Source organism: Paracoccus sp. MBLB3053 (genome assembly GCF_031822435.1).
GTDB lineage: Bacteria > Pseudomonadota > Alphaproteobacteria > Rhodobacterales > Rhodobacteraceae > Paracoccus > Paracoccus aurantius.
Window position 1 is genome coordinate 913,234 of the sequence record NZ_JAVQLW010000001.1, and the last position, 19,267, is coordinate 932,500.

Below are 19,267 nucleotides of genomic sequence, written 5' to 3' on the forward strand. Positions count from 1 at the left end.
GGCGCAAGGATTGCCATCGTAATCTGATCACGTCCGATGGGAGGGGAGCCCGGAGGACAAGGGAGGAACCATGCAGAAGACGCAGGCGGCCGAGGCCGGTTTGCAGTCCATTCCCGCATTGCTGGCGCGAAATGCCCGGCAGTACGCGAAGCGGACCGCTTATCGGGAAAAGGAATTCGGGATCTGGCAATGCTGGACCTGGGCCGAAGCCGCGCGCGAGATTCGCGATCTGGCGCTTGGCTTTCGGGTGCTTGGGCTCGAACGCGGCGACCATGTCGCGATCATCGGGCGAAACCGTCCCATGCATTACTGGGCGATGGTTGCGGCGCAGATGTGCGGGGCGGTGCCCGTGCCCCTGTATCAGGACGCCGTCGCGGACGAGATGGCCTATGTCCTGGGAAATTGCGGCGCAAAATTCGTGGTCTGTGGCGATCAGGAACAGGTCGACAAGGTGCTTGAGGTCGGTGAACGCGCGCCTTCGGTCGGCCATATCGTCTATACCGACAAGCGCGGGATGCGGAAATACGACCATTCGCAGATGAACGCGCTGTCCGACGTCCAGGCCGAGGGCAGGGCGGCCGAGCAGCGGCTTGGCCCTGATCTGGACGCACGCATCGCCTCTCTGGGATACGATGACACCTGCGTCATGCTTTACACCTCGGGAACGACCGGAAAGCCCAAAGGGGTGGTCCTGTCGAACCGCAACATCATCGAGACGGCCAAGAACAGTGCCGCATTCGATCACCTGACCGAGCGAGAAGAGGTGCTGGCCTATCTGCCCATGGCATGGGTCGGGGATTTCATCTTTTCTGTCGGGCAGGCCTATTCGGCGGGTTTCACCGTCAACTGCCCCGAGGGCGCCCATACGATGATGACCGACCTGCGCGAAATCGGTCCCAGCTATTTCTTTGCCCCGCCGCGCGTCTTCGAGGGGCAACTGACCAGCGTCATGATCCGCATGGAGGATGCAGGTCGCGTCAAGCGCTGGCTGTTTCGGCATTACATGGATCTGGCACGCCGGGTCGGTCCGGCCATCCTTGAGGGCAAGACCGTCGGCCCGATCGACCGGCTGCGCTATGCGCTTGGAAACGTGCTGATCTATGGCCCGCTCAAGAACACGCTGGGTTATTCCCGGATTCGGGTCGGATATACCGCCGGTGAGGCGATCGGGCCCGAGATCTTCGATTTCTATCGCAGCCTCGGGATCAACCTGAAGCAGCTCTATGGCCAGACCGAGGCATCGGTCTTCATCACCCAGCAGCCGGATGGCGAGGTGCGGGCGGATACGGTTGGCGTTCCCTCGCCCGGCGTCGAACTGAAGATCGCCGAGAACGGAGAGGTCTATTACCGCTCACCCGGCACCTTCGTGGAATATTTCAACAATCCCGAAAGCACGGCCTCGACCAAGGATGCAGAGGGCTGGGTGGCGACGGGCGACGCGGGCTTCTTCGACGAAGATTCGGGGCATCTTCGGATCATCGACCGGGCCAAGGATGTGGCCAAGATGGCCGATGGCCGGATGTTCGCGCCCAAATATGTCGAGAACAAGCTGAAGTTCTATCCCAACATCCTTGAAGCCGTCGTGTTCGGCGCGGACCGCGACATGTGCACCGCGTTCATCAACATCGATCTGTCCGCCGTGGGCAACTGGGCTGAACGCAACAACATCGCCTATGCGAGCTACCAGGAGCTGGCCGGACATCCCCAAGTCTACGCCATGATCCGGCAGCATGTCGCAGAGGTGAACGCCTCCATCGCTCAGGACCCGATGCTTTCGGGCTGCCAGATCCACCGCTTCCTTGTTCTGCACAAGGAGCTAGACCCGGATGACGGTGAAATGACCCGTACCCGCAAGGTGCGCAGGGGCATCATTGCCGACAAATATGCCGATCTCATCGAGGCTCTCTACGATGGGTCGGAAAACGTCTTTACCGAAACGGAAGTCACCTACGAAGATGGCCGCAAGGGCCGGATCAGGGCGACCTTGAAGATCGAAGATGTCGAGGTCCTTCCCCCCGCCCGAGAAAGCGTGAAACCAAAGGGAATCGCAGCATGACCATCGAAAAACCTGCCTATGTCACCGCCATCGCATTCGGGATCGCCGGACTTGTCCTGGCATGGATCCTGTCGGCGATCCTGCCGCCGAATGTCTATCACGTCTTTTCTGGCGCGGTCGGCGCCATCTTCGGGGTCCTGATGATCTCGCGTCTGTGGCCGGCCTTGCCTTTTGGCAAGGCGCATATGTGGGGGGCCGCATTGATCGCCTACAACATCGGTCTTTCGCTTCTGGAAAAGGTCTGGCTGGCATCATGAACGCAGCGCCCGCAGCCGAACTCACGACCGAAGACCGCCGGATCGGTCCGGTCATGATGGACCTCAAGAACATCACCCTGCGCTTCGGCGGGGTGGTCGCGATCAAGGATATCAGCTTCGACATACGCGAAGGCGAAATCCGTGCGATCATCGGTCCGAACGGCGCGGGCAAATCCTCGATGCTGAACGTGATCTCGGGCTTCTATGTCCCGCAGGAAGGCGAGATCTGGTTCGAGGGCAAGAAGCGCGGCCCGATGAAACCTTACGAGGTCGCGCGGCTTGGCCTTGCACGGACATTCCAGAACATCGCCCTGTTCGACGGCATGAGCGTGCTCGACAATATCATGACCGGGCGGCTCAACCGGATGAAGGCCCCGATCTGGAGCCAGGCCCTGTGGTGGGGCCGGGCTGAACGCGAAGAGGACGAGAACCGCGAGCAGGTCGAAAAGATCATCGACTTCCTGGAAATCCAGAACATTCGCAAGACCCCTGTCGGCCGGCTGCCTTACGGCCTGAAGAAGCGGGTTGAGCTGGCCCGAGCGCTCGCGGCCGAGCCACGCATCCTGCTTCTCGATGAGCCAATGGCCGGAATGAACGTCGAAGAGAAAGAGGACATGTGCCGCTTCATTCTCGATGTGAATGACGAGTTCGGCACAACGATCGCGCTGATCGAACACGACATGGGCGTGGTGATGGATCTGAGCGATCGTGTCGTGGTGATGGATTACGGCCGCAAGATCGGTGACGGCACGCCCGACGAGGTGCGCGGAAATCCTGAAGTTATCAGCGCCTATCTGGGCGTGGCGCACGAGTAAGGGGGCGGGAATGGAATTCCTCTACGCAAGCGAGGTTCTGATCAACGGCCTGATGGCCGGTGTGATGTATGCGCTGGTCGCCTTGGGCTTCGTGCTCATCTACAAGGCCTCGGGCGTCTTCAACTATGCTCAGGGCGTGATGGCCCTGTTTGCGGCGATGACGCTTGTCGGCATCATGGAGGGCCGCGTGCCCTTCGCGCATCTGCTGAACGCGGTGTTCGGAATGCATGTCAGCACATTGGGCTGGACCGTACCGGCGGCTTTCGCGATCCTTCTGACGGCGCTTGTCATGGTGGGCCTGGCCATCGCGATCGAGAAGCTGGTCCTGAAGCACCTCGTCGGGCAGGAACCGATCATCCTTTTCATGGCCACCATCGGTCTTGCCTGGTTCCTCGAGGGGCTCGGCGACGTGATGTGGGGGGCCGATGTCAAGGTGCTGGATGTGGGCCTGCCGCAGGGCATCTCGGATACGGTCGAAACGGTGACGAATGACCTTCTGGGCTATGGTTTCTTCATCGACCGGCTGGACATCTGGGCCTCGGTTATCGCCGCGCTGCTGGTGGCGGCACTGGTCGGGTTTTCGCAATACACCAAGCAAGGCCGCGCAATGCGCGCCGTGGCGGATGACCATCAGGCGGCGCTGTCGGTGGGGATCAGCCTGCAATTCATCTGGATCATGGTCTGGTCCATCGCCGGTTTCGTGGCGCTGGTCGCGGGCATCATGTGGGGAACCAAGGCGGGGGTGCAGTTCAGCCTGTCGCTGATCGCGCTGAAGGCGCTGCCGGTCCTGATGCTGGGCGGTTTTACTTCAATCCCCGGTGCCATTGTCGGGGGGCTCATCATCGGTATGGGCGAGAAACTTTTCGAATATTTCGTCGGACCGCTGGTCGGCGGCGCGACCGAAAACTGGTTCGCCTATGTGCTGGCGCTGATCTTCCTCGTCTTCCGGCCCCAGGGGCTGTTTGGCGAGCGGATCATCGAGCGGGTCTGACCGAAGGGGAATGGGAGGCGGAAAATGTTCTATCGCGAGGCGGGTGATTTCAAGACAAGCTATCGCGACGATGGCCAGACCTTTCCGATCCGGCTCGACCGCTGGGGCTATTATGCCCTGCTGGCCGTCGCCTTCCTGGTCGTGCCTTTCGTCATCGACAGCTACTGGGCCAACGCGGTTCTCGTGCCCTTCCTGATCTATGCGATCGCGGCGATCGGACTGAACATCCTGACCGGATATGCCGGGCAGGTCAGCTTGGGCACGGGGGGGTTCATGGCCGTCGGAGCCTATGCGGTCTACAAGCTGATGACCGCCTTTCCGGGCGTGCCGATCTTCATCCATATCCTGCTCGCAGGTGGGGTGACCGCGATCGTGGGAATGCTCTTCGGTTTGCCAAGCCTGCGCATCAAGGGTTTCTACCTTGCCGTGGCGACGCTTGCGGCACAGTTCTTCCTTGTCTGGCTCTTCAACAAGGTGCCGTGGTTTTACAACTATTCCGCCTCGGGTCAGATCAACGCGCCCGAACGCACCTTTTTCGGCTGGGCGATCACCGGGCCTGCCACCTCTGCTTCTGCGAAATACCTGACCTGTCTGGTCTTTGCGGTCGGTCTGGCATGGGTCGCCCGGAACCTGACGCGTGGCACGATCGGTCGCAAATGGATGGCGATCCGCGACATGGACATCGCGGCAGAGATCATCGGGGTGAACCCGCTGACCGCCAAGCTGTCGGCCTTTGCCGTGTCCAGCTTCTTTGTCGGGGTCTCGGGGGCGCTGCTTTTCTCGGTCTATCTCGGCGCGGCCGAGGCGAGCGAGGCCTTCGGCATCAACAAGAGCTTCCTTGTGCTGTTCATGATCATCATCGGCGGCCTCGGCAGCATCTTCGGCAGTTTCGCTGGCGCGGCCTTCCTGGTCCTGCTGCCGGTGTTTCTCAAGAACGTGCTGGTAGCTCGCCTTGGCTGGCCCACCGATCTTGCCGCCCATATCGAACTGATGATCGTCGGCGGCCTCATCATCTTCTTCCTGATCGTCGAACCGCATGGGCTTGCCCGGCTTTGGGCGCTGACGAAGGAGAAGCTGCGGCTCTGGCCGTTCCCGCATTAACGACCGGCAATCCGGCGAAGGCAAACCTTGGGGAGGAGACCAAGATGAGACTGAGACTTGCGAGCGTCGCGCTTGGCGCGATCATGGCGGCGGCTCCGGCGATGGCCGATCTGGTCGTGCCGAACCTGAGCTACCGCACCGGACCCTATGGCGCGAGCGGGACGCAATATGCGGACGGGTTCAACGACTATTTCACGCTCCTGAACGAACGCGACGGCGGCATCGGCGGCGAAATGGTCCAGACGCCAGAATGCGAGACGGCCTACAACACCGAAAAGGGCGTCGAATGCTACGAGGCGACCAAGGGTTCTGGCGCGCTCGTCTACAATCCGCTTTCGACCGGCATTACCTATCAGCTCATCCCCAAGGTGTCGGCCGACAAGATCCCGCTTTACACGCCCGGTTATGGCCGCACATCGGCCAAGAACGGCAAGGTCTTCGAATGGGTCTTCAACGCGCCCGCGAACTACTGGGATGGCGCGTCGGTCGTCGTCAAATACCTGCTGGATCAGAATGGCGGTGATCTGAACGGCAAGAAGATCGCGCTCGTCTATCATAACTCGGCCTATGGGAAGGAACCGATCCGCACCTTGCAGGAACTGTCGAAAAAGCACGGCTTCACATTGAGCGAATTGCCGATCGACCCTCCGGGCCAGGAACAGAAAAGCCAATGGCTTCAGATCCGTCGCGACAAGCCCGATTACGTCGTGATGTGGGGCTGGGGCGTCATGAACCAGACCGCGATCCAGGAGGCTGCGAATATCCGCTTCCCGATGGAAAACTTCATCGGGATCTGGTGGGCCGGCTCCGAGATCGACGTGCTGCCGGTGGGCGAAGCGGCCAATGGCTACAAGTCGCTGACCTTCAACGGCGTGGGGATGGACTATCCGCTTTACGACGACATGAAGAAATTCGTCATCGAGCCCGGCAAGGCGTCACAAGGTGGCCAATTCGTGGGCTCTGCGCTTTATTCTCGCGGCATGTATGCGGCGGTCGTCATTGCCGAGGCGATCAGGAAGGCCCAGGAACTTGCAGGCACATCCGCGATCTCAGCCGAGCAGCTTCGTGATGGCTTCGAGGCGCTCGACATCACGCCCGAGCGACTGACCGAGATCGGCCTTCCCGACTTCGGGCCCGAGCTCAAGATGAGCTGCGAGAACCACGGCGGCAGCGGTATGGCGCGACTTCAGCAATGGGACGCCGCAGCGAAGAAGTGGAGCCTGATCACCGAGTTCACCGAGCCGGATCAGGACATCCTGAACCCGCTGATCGCCGAGGACAGCGAAGCCTATGCCAAGGAAGCGGGCATCACGCCCCGCTGTTGATCCCGCGCGCGCGCCCCGGCGGAAGAAACCGCCGGGGCATTCCATGAAGGGGGGAGCCATGCTCGACGCCACCGAGACCCGCGAGACGCTGCTCGAGGTCAACAATATCGAGGTGATCTACAACCACGTCATCCTGGTGCTGAAGGGCGTGAGCCTTTCTGTTCCCAAGGGCGGGATCACGGCCCTGCTTGGCGGGAATGGTGCCGGCAAGACCACGACGCTCAAGGCAATCTCGAACCTTCTGCATTCCGAACGGGGCGAGGTCACCAAGGGCGCCATCTCCTATCGCGGCGAGCGGGTTCAGGACATGGACCCGGCAAGCCTCGTGAAGAAGGGCGTGATCCAGGTGATGGAAGGACGGCATTGCTTCGAGCACCTCACGATCGAGGAGAACCTCTTGACCGGGGCTTACACCCGGAGCGACGGGCGGGCCGAAATCGCAAGGGATCTCGAGATGGTCTACACCTATTTCCCGCGGCTCAAGGAAAGGCGCAAAAGTCAGGCCGGATACACTTCGGGTGGTGAACAGCAGATGTGTGCCATGGGCCGTGCCCTGATGTCGCGCCCCGAAACCATTCTGCTGGACGAGCCCTCGATGGGTCTCGCGCCGCAACTGGTCGAGCAGATCTTCGAGATCGTGAAGGCCGTCAACGAGGGGGAAGGCGTGACCTTCCTGCTCGCCGAACAGAATACCAACATCGCCCTGCGCTATGCCCATTACGGCTATATTCTTGAAAGCGGCAGGGTCGTGATGGATGGCCCCGCCGAGGCGCTTCGCGAAAATCCAGACGTCAAGGAATTCTATCTCGGGATGTCCGAGCAAGGCCGCAAGAGCTTTCGCGACGTGCGTTCCTATCGTCGCCGCAAGCGGTGGCTGGCGTGATCCGTCCGCAGGCGCGTGGCAGAAAGGCAATCCCATGACATTTTACGATGAGTTCGAGCAGCGCAGCGCGGATGAACGCGCAGCCTGGCAGGCGCGCGAATTGACGGCGGCGATCAAGCTTGCGCGAACCACGCCCGCCATGGCCTCGATCCTTCAGGAATTCGGGCAAGACGGCATGACGCTGGATCTTCTGGCCGCGCTGCCCGTGATCCGAAAATCCGAACTTTCGACGGCTCAGCGAAAGTTTCCGCCCTTCGGCGGGTTCACGACGCGGCCCCCGCATGAATTCGAGAACGTGTTCCAGAGCCCGGGCCCGATCTATGAACCTGGGCGCCGAGGCAATGACTGGTGGCGGCTCGGGCGCTTCCTGTTCGCGGCCGGGGTGGGGTCGGGGGACATCGTCCAGAATTGTTTCGGCTATCACCTGACACCTGCGGGGATGATGTTCGAAAGCGCGGCACGCGCCGTGCGCGCGGCGGTGCTTCCGGCGGGAACAGGGCAGACCGAATTGCAGGTCCGCGCTGCGGCCGATATCGGCTCGACCGTCTTTGCCGGGACACCCGATTACCTGAAGGTGATCCTGGACAAGGCCGATGAAATGGGCGAGCGGCTCGCGCTGTCGCGTGCCACGGTATCGGGTGGCGCGCTGTTTCCAAGCTTGCGGCAATCCTATGCGGATCGCGGAATTGCCACGACGCAATGCTATGCCACCGCTGATCTGGGGCTGATCGCATACGAATCCCAGGCGATGGAAGGCATGATCGTGGACGAGCGCGTCATCGTCGAGATCGTGCGACCGGGCACCGGAGATCCCGTGCCCGAGGGAGAGGTGGGCGAAGTTGTCGTGACGACGTTCAACCCCGACTATCCGCTGATCCGATTCGCGACCGGGGATTTGTCGGCGGTCCTGCCCGGTATCAGCCCCTGCGGCCGCACCAACATGCGTATCAAGGGTTGGATGGGGCGCGCGGACCAGACCACGAAAATCAAGGGAATGTTCGTCCGGCCCGAGCAGGTCGCGGCATTGGTGGCCCGTCATCCCGAGATTTCGCGCGCAAGAATCGTCGCCGATCGTTCGGGCGAAATGGATTTGATGACAGTGCAACTGGAAACCGACAGCGAAGATGCGGCAAGATATGAAGGAACGGTGCTGGACACCCTGAAACTTCGCGGCCGGATCGAGCTGGTTGCGCCCGGTTCTCTTCCGAATGACGGTATGGTCATCGAGGACCGGCGCATCTACGAATGAGCCTTGGTCGCTCAAGGCCATGAGGTTCGTCGATGCGCTATCCCCTGTTTCTGCTGGCCGCCCTTGCGGGCGCGGCACCGGCCCTGGCCGAGAGTCGCGCGGTGGTCATCGGAAACGCGGATTATCTGACCGCCCCTGATCTTGCCGGATCAGATACCGACACCCTCGCGCGGATCATGCGCGAGGCGGGTTTTGTGACAGCACAGGGCATCGACCAACCTACCGCGGAATTGCGGCGCAGCCTCGATCTGCTTGCCCGCAACGATGATGCCCCCGGCGGACGTATCGTCAGCCTGAGTGGCCGTTTCCTGCATGATGCGGAAGAGACCTGGTTCCTGGGCACCGAGGCAAGCAAGCCCGGTCCAGAAGACCTGCCCGCCATGGGCGTCCCGCTTTCACTGATCCTGCAAACCATGTCCGGGGCAAAACCGGGCGCGATCCTTCTGTTGGGCAGCGACCGACAGGAGATGCCCCATCAGGGTGATCTGGCGAACGGTATCGGCGATCTGGCGCAGGTCGAGGGCGTCACGGTTGTCTTTGGCGCCCCCGAAGCGACGGCGCAGGCGTTGAGGGAGCTTGCGGCCGGCCACAATCTCGGGCGGGCATTGGCCGCTGGCGATGGGCTGAAGCTGCTGACTGCGGGAGAGATGAACCTTGCGCCCGCCAAGCGCAGACCGCGCACAAGCCTGAAACCGGCCGATCTTGCCGAAAGCGAACGGCAGGCCTGGGCAGTTGCGGTCGCGACCGACAGCCCTGTGGGTTACGCGGACTATCTGCGCCGTTTTCCGACCGGGGCGTTTTCCCGTGCGGCGCTCGATCGGATGGAATTCCACACGCGCAAGCTTCTGCCTGCCGAAACTGCGCCGCCGGGGAATGACATCGCCGCCGAAAGCGGTCTTGGCCTGAACCGAAGCGACCGCCGCACGATCCAGCTGCTGCTGGCGAAGCTCGGACATGATCCCGGAGAGCTGGACGGATATTTCGGCCCGCGCACGCGCCGATCGCTGGGCGAATGGCAGTCGGAAAGCGGCCTTCCCGTCACGGGTCATCTTTCGGCTTCCCAGCTTGCCCTGATGCAACAGCAGAACGTCACGGCCGAGGGCCGCACGCCGACCGACCAACCGTTCTGGAAGAAGCTCGGCGAGAAGGGGGCCGAAAGCAAGCTTTGGGTCTATCTCAGGGGAGGCAGACCCGCGACAGAGCCCGCGCCGAAACCTGCCCCCATCCTGAACGGTGAGCCGGCGGTGTGGCGTTGGGCAAGACGTCAGGACACTTGGGCGGGCTATGACCTATATCTCGGGCGCTTCCCCGATGGCGAACATGCAAGCGAAGCCCGTCTGAGGCGCGACAACATGAGAGCCGCGAACGAAGCCGCCCGCCGCGAGGAGCTTGCGCTGGGGCTGACCCCAGCGATGAGGATGCAGATCGAGACGCGCCTCAAGCTTTCAGGCTGGGAGGTTGGCCAGGCCGATGGCGAGTTCGGTGAGGAAACGCGTGAGGCGTTGAGGCTTTATCAAGCGTCGCGAAACCTGCGAGTGACCGGCTACCTGTCGTCACAGACAATCTCGAGCCTGATGGCCGATGTCCCGGACGATTCGGACCGATTCGAGGATAGAAAATGAGCAATGCCATCCTTCCGGCCATCCTGATCGTACTGGGTGGCATCTGTCTTGCGATTCAGGCACCGGTGAACGCCGCCTTGGCACGCCAGTTGCAAAGCCCGATCCTTGCAGCGGCGATTTCCTTCGGCATCGGCTTCGTGATGCTCGGCGCGCTTTCGTTCAGTCTTGGGCATGGGCGCGGGCTGGTACGTGCCTTGGGGGCCGAATGGTGGATGTGGCTCGGCGGGCTTCTGGGCGCATTCTATGTCTGGGCTGTAGTCTTTTCACTGCCCCGGCTTGGCACATTGACCGCGCTTTGCGCCCTTGCCCTTGGGCAGATTCTGTCGGCCCTCGTGCTGGACCGGATCGGAGCGTTCGGACTGCCGATCCGCGAGATCTCGCTGCCCCGTGTCATCGCCGCACTCATGGTCGGCGGCGGCCTGATCCTGTCTCGATTCTAGCAGGGAACGAAAAAAGCCCGCTGTGCAGAAGCACAACGGGCTTTCGAATTCGGCAACAAGTGCCGCGAAACTCAGCCTTGGCGGGCCTTGAAGCGCGGGTTGGTCTTGTTGATCACGTAGATGCGGCCCTTACGGCGCACTACTTGGCAATCGCGGTGGCGGCTCTTGAGCGAGCGGAGCGAATTGCGAACCTTCATCGGTCTTCTCCTATCGCGGCGCATCGCAAGGCGCCATGGAATTGAAATGCCCCGGTCAATGCCCGGGGCTCGGAATTAGATGGTGGGCGGTACTGGGATCGAACCAGTGGCCACTACGATGTCAACGTAGTGCTCTACCGCTGAGCTAACCGCCCACACCCGGTGATACTGTCTGCGTTTGCTTCCGTATCCTCTCGGTCTGCGGCTCTATATAGACGCCCGACGGGGGTTTCAACCCCCTCTTTCGCATCTCGGTTTGTTCATATTGGCCTGACGGTGGTTTGAGCTATAACCGAATGGATCAAAGCCCGGCAAAACCTGCCCAGCCCTCCGACTTCATGGGGAAATCCGGATATGACCCTGGATCAGACGACTTTCGATCTGCTGCGGCCCGAGGCTTGGCAGGGCGGGGTTATCTTTGCATCGCCCCATTCAGGACGTTGCTATCCCGAGTGGTTCTTGGCCGAATCGCGGCTTGATTCGCATCTGTTGCGTTCGTCCGAAGATGCTTTCGTCGATCGCTTGATCGCGCCGGCGCTGGATCACGGCGCCGTGGTCCTGACGGCAAGGGTCCCGCGATGCGTCGTCGATCTGAACCGCGGCCCGGACGAAATCGACCCCCTGGTTGTCGCAGGAGCGGTGCCGCGCGTGATGAGCCCGCGAATCATGGCGGGGCTTGGGGTGATTCCTCGCGTCGTGTCGCAGGGCAGGGTGATTCACGACCGACCGATCGCCCGAGAAGAGGCGGATCATCGAATCGCCCGGCTGTGGCACCCCTACCATCAGGCCCTTTCTGCCCTGATCGACGAGGCGATCGGCAGATTCGGCGGCGCGGTCCTGATCGACGTCCATTCGATGCCGCGAGACGCCCTGTCGCACTTGCCGCGTCCCCGCCCGGATTTCGTCCTGGGGGACCGAAATGGGGTTTCTGCGGCGCCGAAGATCACGGCGGCGGTTGTCGATGCCGTCGGCGCGGAGGGTTTTCGCCTGCGCAAGAACTCCCCCTTTGCCGGGGCCTATATCACTGCGGCCTATGGCAAACCGACCCGAAACGTGCACGTGATACAGCTTGAGATGGACCGGTCGCTTTACATGGATGAGCAAAAGATCGTCCCGCGCCCGGATTTCGGGGTCTTTGCGGAACGTTTCGGACGCATCGTCGGAAAGCTGTCCCGGTTGCGACCTGATGGGAGCGAAACGGCCATTGCTGCCGAATAGAAGGAGCGCGCGATGGAGGACCAGATTACCGACCTGATCGGGCAGAATATCGCCCTGATCGGTCTCGCGATCGTCATCTTTTTCGCGGTCAGTTCGGCTGTCCGAATCGTTCCCCAATCCGAGAAGTTCGTGGTCGAGCGTTTCGGGCGCCTGCGGGCGGTGTTGGGTCCCGGCATCAATTTCATCGTCCCTTTTCTCGACCGGGTGGCGCACAAGATTTCGGTTCTCGAACGCCAGCTTCCCACGAACAGCCAGGATGCAATCACCGCCGACAACGTGCTGGTCGAGGTCGAAACCTCGGTTTTCTATCGCATCATCGAGCCGGAAAAGACGGTCTATCGGATCAGGGACATTGACGCGGCCATTGCCACAACGGTCGCAGGCATCGTCCGCTCGGAAATCGGCACGATGGAATTGGATCAGGTCCAGTCAAACCGTGCCTCGCTGATCCAGCGCATCCGGGAATCGCTTGCCAATGTCGTCGATGATTGGGGCATCGAGGTGACGCGGGCGGAAATTCTGGACGTGAACCTGGATGATGCGACACGCGCCGCGATGCTGCAGCAGCTGAATGCCGAACGTGCCCGCCGCGCCCAGGTGACCGAGGCCGAAGGCAAGCGCCGCGCCGTCGAGCTGGCGGCGGATGGCGAGCTTTACGCTGCCGAGCAGCTTGCCAAGGCCAAGCGCGTGCTGGCCGAAGCCGAGGCTTTTGCCACCAGCGCCATTGCAAGCGCGATCCGCGACGGGGGCCTTGAGGCTGCGCAATATCAGGTCGCCATGCGGCAGGTGGAAACCCTGACCGAGCTCGGCAAAGGGCAGGGCAAGCAAACCGTGATCGTCCCCGCCTCTGCGCTTGAGGCTATGGGGGACGCGTTCAAGCTGTTCAAGGACGCGGCGAAGTGATGAACGGCTGGCTCTGGGTTATCGCGGCCTTGCTTCTGGGCGGGCTTGAAATGGCACTGCCGGGCTGGTTCTTTCTGGGCATTGCCTTGGCGACCGGGCTGATGGGATTGGCGATCCTGGCAGGATTGTGGACTGCGGCCTTGCCCTGGGCGCTGGTCGTGACCGCGGTGCTCAGCGGGGGGATCTGGCTCTTGCTGCGCCGGATCTTCGGATCGAGCCGCGGCGATGTGCGGATCTGGACCCGCGACATCAACGACGACGAATGAGCTTTGTGGGCGCCAAGCTGATCCTGACCCAGGGCGACAGCCTGCTGGTCTGCCTGCGCGACGATTTCGACTGGCTTCCCTTTCCCGGACATTGGGACCTGCCCGGCGGCAAGGCGGAGGAGGGCGAGACGCCGATCGAATGTGCGCTGCGTGAGCTGGATGAGGAGTTCGGCCTGCGCCTTGAGCCAACTCGGCTTTCGGGTCGGAGCATCCCCTCGGCCACGAGGCCCGGACGGGAATCCTGGCTGTTCGTCGGGACGCTGACAGCGGGTGAGATAGCCTCGATCCGCTTTGGCGACGAAGGCCAGGAATGGCGCATGATGCCCATCGCCCAATTCATCGCGCACCCGCGCGCCGTGCCGCATTTTCGCGAAGCGGTGGCGCAGGTGCTGCGATCCTAGCGCCTGACCTGCGTCAGGGCAGTTCCGCCACGATCGCTTGCGCAGCAGCACGGGGATCGGTGGCTTTCCAGATCGGGCGCCCGACGACGATGTGATCGGCACCATTGGCAATGGCGGTGGCAGGCGTCTCGATCCGCTTCTGATCACCCGCGTCCGAACCGGCAGGCCGCACGCCCGGCGTGACGATCAGGCGGCCCGCGGATTCCGGCAGGGCACGGATCAGCGCGGCTTCGCGCGGGCTTGCGATGACGCCATCGGCGCCGGCCTCAAAGGCGCGGGCGGCTCGGGTGGTCACGATCTCGGTCACATCGCCGGGCCGGATCAACCCGGCATCGAGGTCGGCGCGGTCGAGCGAGGTCAGGATGGTGACGGCGAGGATCTTGAGATTCGATCCGGCCGCGCCCTGTTTCGCGGCGCGCACAACATGGGGGTCGCCATGCACGGTCAGGAAGTCCAGATCGTATTGCGCGATGCCCCTCACCGCAGCCTCGACCGTCGCGCCGATGTCGAAGAACTTCATGTCGAGGAAGATGCGCTTGCCATGTTCCTGCTTGAGTTCGTTGGCCAGCGCGAGGCCGCCCCCGGTCAGCATGCCAAGCCCGATCTTGTAGAAGATGGCGGCATCCCCGATCTTTTCGGCCAGTTCCAGCCCGGCCAGCGCGTTCGGCACGTCCAGTGCCACGATCAGACGATCATCCATTCCACACCTCGATTTTCCAGCAGACCATGCGACAAACGGCGCGGTTATAGGGGGGAACCGGGCGTCTTGAAACCCCGTTTGTTCCTGCCCATGTCCTAGGCAGGACCCGAAGGGATCGTGCCAATGCGGGCGGTCCAAGGCGGGGGCTGAGGAAAGGAATTTCATATGGATATGGAAAAATTTACCGAGCGGTCGCGAGGCTTCCTTCAGGCGGCTCAGACGATTGCCATTCGCGAAGAAAATCAGCGCGTGATGCCCGAGCACCTTCTCAAGGCGCTGATGGACGATGACCAGGGCTTCGCGACGAATCTTATCGCGCGCGCGGGTGGCGATGCCCAGGCCGTGCGTCAGGCCGCCGATCAGGCCGTTGCGAAGCAAGCCAAGGTCAGCGGCGGGCAGGGGCAGGTCTATGTCGATCCGAGCCTGGTTCGTGTGCTGGACGAGGCCGAGAAACTGGCAAAGAAGGCCGGGGACAGCTTTGTTCCGGCCGAGCGCGTGCTGACGGCGCTGGCCGTCGTCAATACCAATGCGCGAGACGCCCTGAGCGCGGGAAAGGTCTCGGCCCAGGCCCTGAACGGCGCGATCAATGACATTCGCAAGGGGCGCACGGCTGACACCGCCAGCGCCGAGGACAGTTATGAGGCGCTGTCGAAATATGCCCGGAACCTGACCGAGGCGGCTGCAGAGGGCAAGATCGATCCCATCATTGGCCGCGACGAGGAGATCCGCCGCGCCATGCAGGTGCTTTCGCGCAGGACCAAGAACAATCCTGTCCTGATCGGCGAGCCCGGCGTCGGCAAGACCGCCATCGCCGAGGGACTGGCATTGCGTATCGTCGATGGCGACGTGCCGGAGAGCTTGCGCAACAAGCAGCTCTGGGCACTGGACATGGGCGCGCTGATCGCCGGCGCGAAATATCGCGGCGAGTTCGAGGAGCGCCTGAAGGCCGTCCTGAAGGAAATCGAGAACGCGGCCGGCGAGATCGTCCTGTTCATCGACGAGCTGCATGTGCTTGTCGGTGCGGGCAAGACCGATGGCGCGATGGACGCCGCAAACCTCATCAAACCCGCGCTTGCGCGAGGTGAGCTGCATTGCGTGGGCGCAACGACCCTCGACGAATATCGCAAGTATATCGAGAAGGACGCCGCGCTTGCCCGTCGCTTCCAACCCGTTCTGGTGACAGAGCCCACGGTCGAGGACACGATCTCGATCCTGCGCGGCATCAAGGAAAAATACGAACTGCATCACGGCGTCCGCATCAGCGATGCTGCGCTGGTGGCTGCGGCGACGCTGTCGCATCGCTACATCACCGACCGCTTCCTGCCCGACAAGGCCATCGACCTGATGGATGAGGCCGCAAGCCGTCTGCGCATGGAGGTCGACAGCAAGCCCGAGGAACTGGATGCGCTGGATCGCCAGATCCTGCAGATGCAGATCGAGGCCGAGGCCCTGAAGAAAGAAGACGACGCGGCCTCGAAGGATCGGCTTGAGACCCTCGAGAAGCAGCTTTCCGAACTGCAGGAACGCTCGTCGACGATGACTGCCCGCTGGCAGGCCGAGCGCGACAAGCTGGAAGGCTCGCGCCATCTCAAGGAGCAGCTCGACAAGGCCCGTGCCGAACTCGACCAGGCCAAGCGCGAAGGCAATCTGGCCCGTGCGGGAGAGCTGAGCTATGGCATCATTCCGGGGCTCGAGAAGAAGCTGTCGGACGCCGAAGGCGGCGAGGAGGACGGCCCGATGGTCGAAGAGGCGGTCCGCCCCGAGCAGATCGCTGAAGTTGTCGAGCGTTGGACCGGCATTCCCACCAGCAAGATGCTGGAAGGCGAGCGCGAAAAGCTTTTGAAGATGGAAGAGGTGCTGGGCAAGCGCGTCATCGGACAATCCGAGGCGGTGACCGCCGTCTCGAACGCGGTCCGGCGCGCGCGGGCCGGGCTGAACGATCCAAAACGGCCCCTGGGCAGCTTCCTGTTCCTTGGCCCGACCGGTGTCGGCAAGACCGAACTGACCAAGGCCATTGCCGAATACATGTTCGATGACGACCAGGCGATGGTCCGGATCGACATGTCCGAGTTCATGGAGAAACATTCGGTCGCGCGGCTGATCGGTGCGCCTCCGGGCTATGTCGGTTATGACGAGGGCGGTGTGCTGACCGAAGCCGTGCGTCGCCGTCCCTACCAGGTGATCCTGTTCGACGAGGTCGAAAAGGCGCATCCGGATGTGTTCAACGTGCTTTTGCAGGTGCTGGATGACGGGCAGCTGACAGACGGCCAGGGCCGGACGGTGGATTTCAAGCAGACGCTGATCATCCTGACCTCGAACCTCGGGGCGCAGGCCCTGTCGACGTTGCCCGAGGGGGCCGATTCAAGCCAGGCGCGCACCCAGGTCATGGATGCCGTGCGGGCGCATTTCCGGCCCGAGTTCCTGAACCGTCTGGACGAGATCATCATCTTCCACCGCCTGACGCGCGAGAACATGGACGGCATCGTCAAGATCCAGCTCGGGCAGCTTGAACACCGGCTGGGACAGCGCAAGATCGCGTTGGACCTCGACGAGGCCGCGATGAAATGGCTTGCGGACGAAGGTTACGATCCCGTCTTCGGCGCGCGGCCCTTGAAGCGGGTGATCCAGCGCAGCCTGCAGAACCCTCTGGCCGAAATGATCCTGTCTGGCGAGGTGATGGATGGTGAGACCGTTCATGTCAGCGCCGGTCAGGATGGGTTGATCGTCGGCAACCGGCTCAGCGGCATCCATCTGGGCGATGCCGGCGATCGCGGACCGCGCGTGCCCCTGCAGTAAACCCCTGCCTCAGGAACAGGCGGCCGTTCATCGGCCGCCTTTTTCTTTTGCCGAGGCCATAGGCGGGCCTTTACCTGTGCGTCACAGCAGCCATGGTAAGCCATCGAGAAAAGTGCAAGATCGCGTTCAAAGGCGAGCACGAAGCAGAGGCGAGAAATGACCCGGATCCTGACCGTCCCAACCCAGCCGATCGAAGGACAAAAGCCCGGCACCTCGGGCCTGCGCAAGAAGACCAAGATCTTCATGGGACCCCATTACCTCGAAAACTTCACCCAGTCGGTCTTCGATGCAATCGGTGGGGTGCGGGGCAAGGCGCTGATCCTGGGCGGGGATGGCCGATATTTCAACGATCGCGCAGTGCAGGTCATCCTGCGCATGGCCGCGGCGAACGGGGCGGCGCGAATGATCGTCGGGCAGGGCGGGCTCTTGTCCACGCCCGCGGCCTCGAACCTGATCCGTCAGCGCAAGGCCGATGGCGGCGTGATCCTGTCGGCCAGCCACAATCCCGGCGGCATTGACGAGGATTTCGGCATGAAGTTCAACGGGGCGAATGGCGGCCCCGCGCCGGAATCCCTGACCGACCTGATCTTCGCGCGGACGCAGGAACTGAGCGAATACCACATTCTCGAAACGGCGGATCTTGACCTGACGCTGATCGGCGAGACGCGGATGGGTGAGATGATCGTCGAGATCGTCGACCCGGTGGCGGATTACGCGAAGCTCATGGGCGAGCTTTTCGATTTCGACCTGATCCGAAACCTGTTCATCGGTGGGTTCCGGATGCGCTTCGACGCCATGCATGCCGTGACGGGCCCCTATGCCAAGGCGATCATCGAGGGGATCTTGGGCGCGCCCCAAGGGACGGTCGTGAATGGAACGCCTTCGCCCGACTTCGGCGGCGGGCATCCCGACCCGAACCCGGTCTGGGCCAAGGAGCTGATGGATGCGATGTTCGCTGCGGATGCACCGGACTTCGGCGCTGCCTCGGATGGCGATGGCGACCGGAACATGATTGTGGGCCGGGGGGTCTATGTGACGCCTTCGGACAGCCTCGCCGTGCTGGCTGCGAACGCGCATCTTGCGCCGGCCTATGCCGAAGGGCTTTCAGGCATCGCGCGTTCGATGCCCACCAGTCGCGCCGCCGATCGCGTTGCCGAGAAGCTTGGCGTCGAATGCCATGAGACGCCGACCGGCTGGAAGTTCTTCGGAAACCTGCTGGATGCCGGGCGGGTGACGATCTGTGGCGAGGAAAGCGCGGGCACCGGCTCGGACCACGTCCGTGAAAAGGACGGGCTCTGGGCCGTGCTTCTTTGGCTGAACATCCTTGCGCGCCGGATCGAGCCCGTCGAGCAGATCATGGCCTCGCACTGGAAGGAGTTCGGCCGAAACTTTTATTCCCGTCACGATTACGAGGCCGTTCCGGTCGAGCGTGCCAACGCCCTGATCCAGCGCCTGCGGGATATCGCCGGTGATCTTCCGGGACAGCAGTTCCACGGGCTGACCGTCGAAAGCGCGGATGATTTCGCCTATCACGATCCGGTCGATGGCTCGGTTTCGAAACACCAGGGGATCAGGATCGGCTTTGTCGACGGTTCGCGTGTTGTCCTGCGCCTGTCCGGTACCGGGACCGAGGGTGCGACGCTGCGCGTCTATCTTGAGCGCTACGAATCCGATCCGTCGCGTCACGACCTTCCTGTCGAGCAGGCTTTGGCCCCGGTCATTGCTGCGGCCGATGAAATTGCCCTGATCCGCGAGTTCACCGGTCGTGAAAAGCCGGATGTCACAACCTGACCTCACCAAGAAGTTCATCGGCGGTTGGGCCAAGTGATGGCATTCTAGGTCATCGAAGACTGCAGGGAGGCTGCCGATGAAACTGAAATGGTCCGACATCACCCCCGAGGCGACCTATCTGAGCCGCCGGGTGTTCATCGCGGCGGGGGCTGCCAGCATTGCCGGCCCCGCCCTTGGCCTGACGGGCAAATCATCGGCATTCTCGACGGATGAAAAACCGAACAGCTTCGACGAAATCACGAATTACAACAATTTC

19 protein-coding genes and 1 tRNA gene (1 of these 20 cut by a window edge) are annotated in these 19,267 nt (G+C 62.3%); 17 read left to right on the top strand and 3 right to left on the bottom strand.

The annotated features are described in order from the left end of the window. Positions 1–70 precede the first annotated feature (70 nt). Genes RGQ15_RS04610 through RGQ15_RS04655 form a run of 10 tightly spaced genes read left to right on the top strand, consistent with a single transcriptional unit; the run spans position 71 to position 10,739 of the window. On the top strand, positions 71–2,056 hold the full coding sequence (locus RGQ15_RS04610; protein ID WP_311159057.1) for an AMP-binding protein: 1,986 nt from the start codon (positions 71–73) through the stop codon (positions 2,054–2,056). Beyond that, positions 2,053–2,313, top strand: a complete 261-nt coding sequence (locus RGQ15_RS04615; protein WP_311159058.1) for a hypothetical protein — start codon at positions 2,053–2,055, stop codon at positions 2,311–2,313. The genes RGQ15_RS04610 and RGQ15_RS04615 overlap by 4 nt, the downstream gene beginning before the upstream one ends. Then, the gene (locus RGQ15_RS04620) at positions 2,310–3,128 is read left to right on the top strand and encodes an ABC transporter ATP-binding protein (protein ID WP_311159059.1); all 819 of its coding nucleotides are present in this window, start codon (positions 2,310–2,312) and stop codon (positions 3,126–3,128) included. Before RGQ15_RS04615 ends, RGQ15_RS04620 begins: the two co-directional genes overlap by 4 nt. A 10-nt stretch (positions 3,129–3,138) precedes the next feature. Then, positions 3,139–4,119, top strand: coding sequence for a branched-chain amino acid ABC transporter permease (locus tag RGQ15_RS04625; protein WP_311159060.1), 981 nt, complete (start codon positions 3,139–3,141; stop codon positions 4,117–4,119). A gap of 24 nt (positions 4,120–4,143) precedes the next feature. Continuing rightward, a complete protein-coding gene (locus RGQ15_RS04630; protein WP_311159061.1) occupies positions 4,144–5,220 on the top strand; it encodes a branched-chain amino acid ABC transporter permease in 1,077 nt (358 codons plus the stop codon). Positions 5,221–5,264: 44 nt separating this feature from the next. After that, a complete protein-coding gene (locus tag RGQ15_RS04635; RefSeq protein WP_311159062.1) occupies positions 5,265–6,545 on the top strand; it encodes an ABC transporter substrate-binding protein in 1,281 nt (426 codons plus the stop codon). A 58-nt stretch (positions 6,546–6,603) separates the two neighbouring features. Further along, positions 6,604–7,428, top strand: coding sequence for an ABC transporter ATP-binding protein (locus RGQ15_RS04640; RefSeq protein ID WP_311159063.1), 825 nt, complete (start codon positions 6,604–6,606; stop codon positions 7,426–7,428). Between the two features lie 34 nt (positions 7,429–7,462). After that, positions 7,463–8,677 carry a phenylacetate--CoA ligase family protein gene (locus tag RGQ15_RS04645; RefSeq protein ID WP_311159064.1) on the top strand — a complete coding sequence of 405 codons (1,215 nt, stop codon included), beginning with the start codon at positions 7,463–7,465 and terminating at the stop codon, positions 8,675–8,677. Between the two features lie 32 nt (positions 8,678–8,709). Then, on the top strand, positions 8,710–10,299 hold the full coding sequence (locus RGQ15_RS04650) for a peptidoglycan-binding protein (RefSeq protein ID WP_311159066.1): 1,590 nt from the start codon (positions 8,710–8,712) through the stop codon (positions 10,297–10,299). Further along, positions 10,296–10,739 (top strand): DMT family transporter, encoded by a 444-nt coding sequence (locus RGQ15_RS04655; RefSeq protein WP_311159067.1) that lies wholly within the window; start codon positions 10,296–10,298, stop codon positions 10,737–10,739. The genes RGQ15_RS04650 and RGQ15_RS04655 overlap by 4 nt, the downstream gene beginning before the upstream one ends. A gap of 71 nt (positions 10,740–10,810) precedes the next feature. On the opposite strand, the gene ykgO is transcribed toward RGQ15_RS04655, so the two are convergent. Together ykgO and RGQ15_RS04665 are read right to left on the bottom strand one after the other, a co-directional pair. Continuing rightward, the gene (ykgO, locus tag RGQ15_RS04660; protein WP_011746405.1) at positions 10,811–10,936 is read right to left on the bottom strand and encodes a type B 50S ribosomal protein L36; all 126 of its coding nucleotides are present in this window, start codon (positions 10,934–10,936) and stop codon (positions 10,811–10,813) included. Between the two features lie 80 nt (positions 10,937–11,016). Continuing rightward, positions 11,017–11,091, bottom strand: a tRNA-Val gene (locus RGQ15_RS04665). A gap of 199 nt (positions 11,092–11,290) precedes the next feature. Here RGQ15_RS04665 and RGQ15_RS04670 point away from each other — a divergent pair. From RGQ15_RS04670 to RGQ15_RS04685, 4 genes are read left to right on the top strand one after another with little or no spacing between them, the layout of a single operon-like run. Beyond that, positions 11,291–12,154, top strand: coding sequence for an N-formylglutamate amidohydrolase (locus tag RGQ15_RS04670; protein WP_311159068.1), 864 nt, complete (start codon positions 11,291–11,293; stop codon positions 12,152–12,154). A gap of 12 nt (positions 12,155–12,166) precedes the next feature. Next, complete coding sequence (locus RGQ15_RS04675; RefSeq protein WP_311159069.1) at positions 12,167–13,057, top strand: SPFH domain-containing protein; 891 nt, start codon at positions 12,167–12,169, stop codon at positions 13,055–13,057. After that, a complete protein-coding gene (locus RGQ15_RS04680; protein WP_311159070.1) occupies positions 13,057–13,323 on the top strand; it encodes an NfeD family protein in 267 nt (88 codons plus the stop codon). Before RGQ15_RS04675 ends, RGQ15_RS04680 begins: the two co-directional genes overlap by 1 nt. After that, on the top strand, positions 13,320–13,724 hold the full coding sequence (locus RGQ15_RS04685) for an NUDIX hydrolase (RefSeq protein ID WP_311159071.1): 405 nt from the start codon (positions 13,320–13,322) through the stop codon (positions 13,722–13,724). The genes RGQ15_RS04680 and RGQ15_RS04685 overlap by 4 nt, the downstream gene beginning before the upstream one ends. A 13-nt stretch (positions 13,725–13,737) precedes the next feature. Here RGQ15_RS04685 and pyrF read toward each other — a convergent pair whose 3' ends face one another. Next, on the bottom strand, positions 13,738–14,424 hold the full coding sequence (gene pyrF / locus RGQ15_RS04690) for an orotidine-5'-phosphate decarboxylase (protein ID WP_311159072.1): 687 nt from the start codon (positions 14,422–14,424) through the stop codon (positions 13,738–13,740). Between the two features lie 165 nt (positions 14,425–14,589). Between pyrF and clpB the strand changes: the two genes are divergently transcribed. The 3 genes from clpB to msrP form a co-directional block, all read left to right on the top strand. Beyond that, on the top strand, positions 14,590–17,220 hold the full coding sequence (clpB, locus tag RGQ15_RS04695) for an ATP-dependent chaperone ClpB (protein WP_311159073.1): 2,631 nt from the start codon (positions 14,590–14,592) through the stop codon (positions 17,218–17,220). 156 nt (positions 17,221–17,376) lie between these two features. Continuing rightward, complete coding sequence (locus RGQ15_RS04700; RefSeq protein WP_311159074.1) at positions 17,377–19,011, top strand: alpha-D-glucose phosphate-specific phosphoglucomutase; 1,635 nt, start codon at positions 17,377–17,379, stop codon at positions 19,009–19,011. Positions 19,012–19,087: 76 nt separating this feature from the next. Next, positions 19,088–19,267 carry the start of a protein-methionine-sulfoxide reductase catalytic subunit MsrP gene (gene msrP, locus RGQ15_RS04705; protein WP_311159075.1) on the top strand. It continues 720 nt past the right edge of the window, so 180 of the gene's 900 nt are visible here — the first part of the coding sequence; the start codon lies at positions 19,088–19,090; its stop codon lies beyond the right edge, outside the window.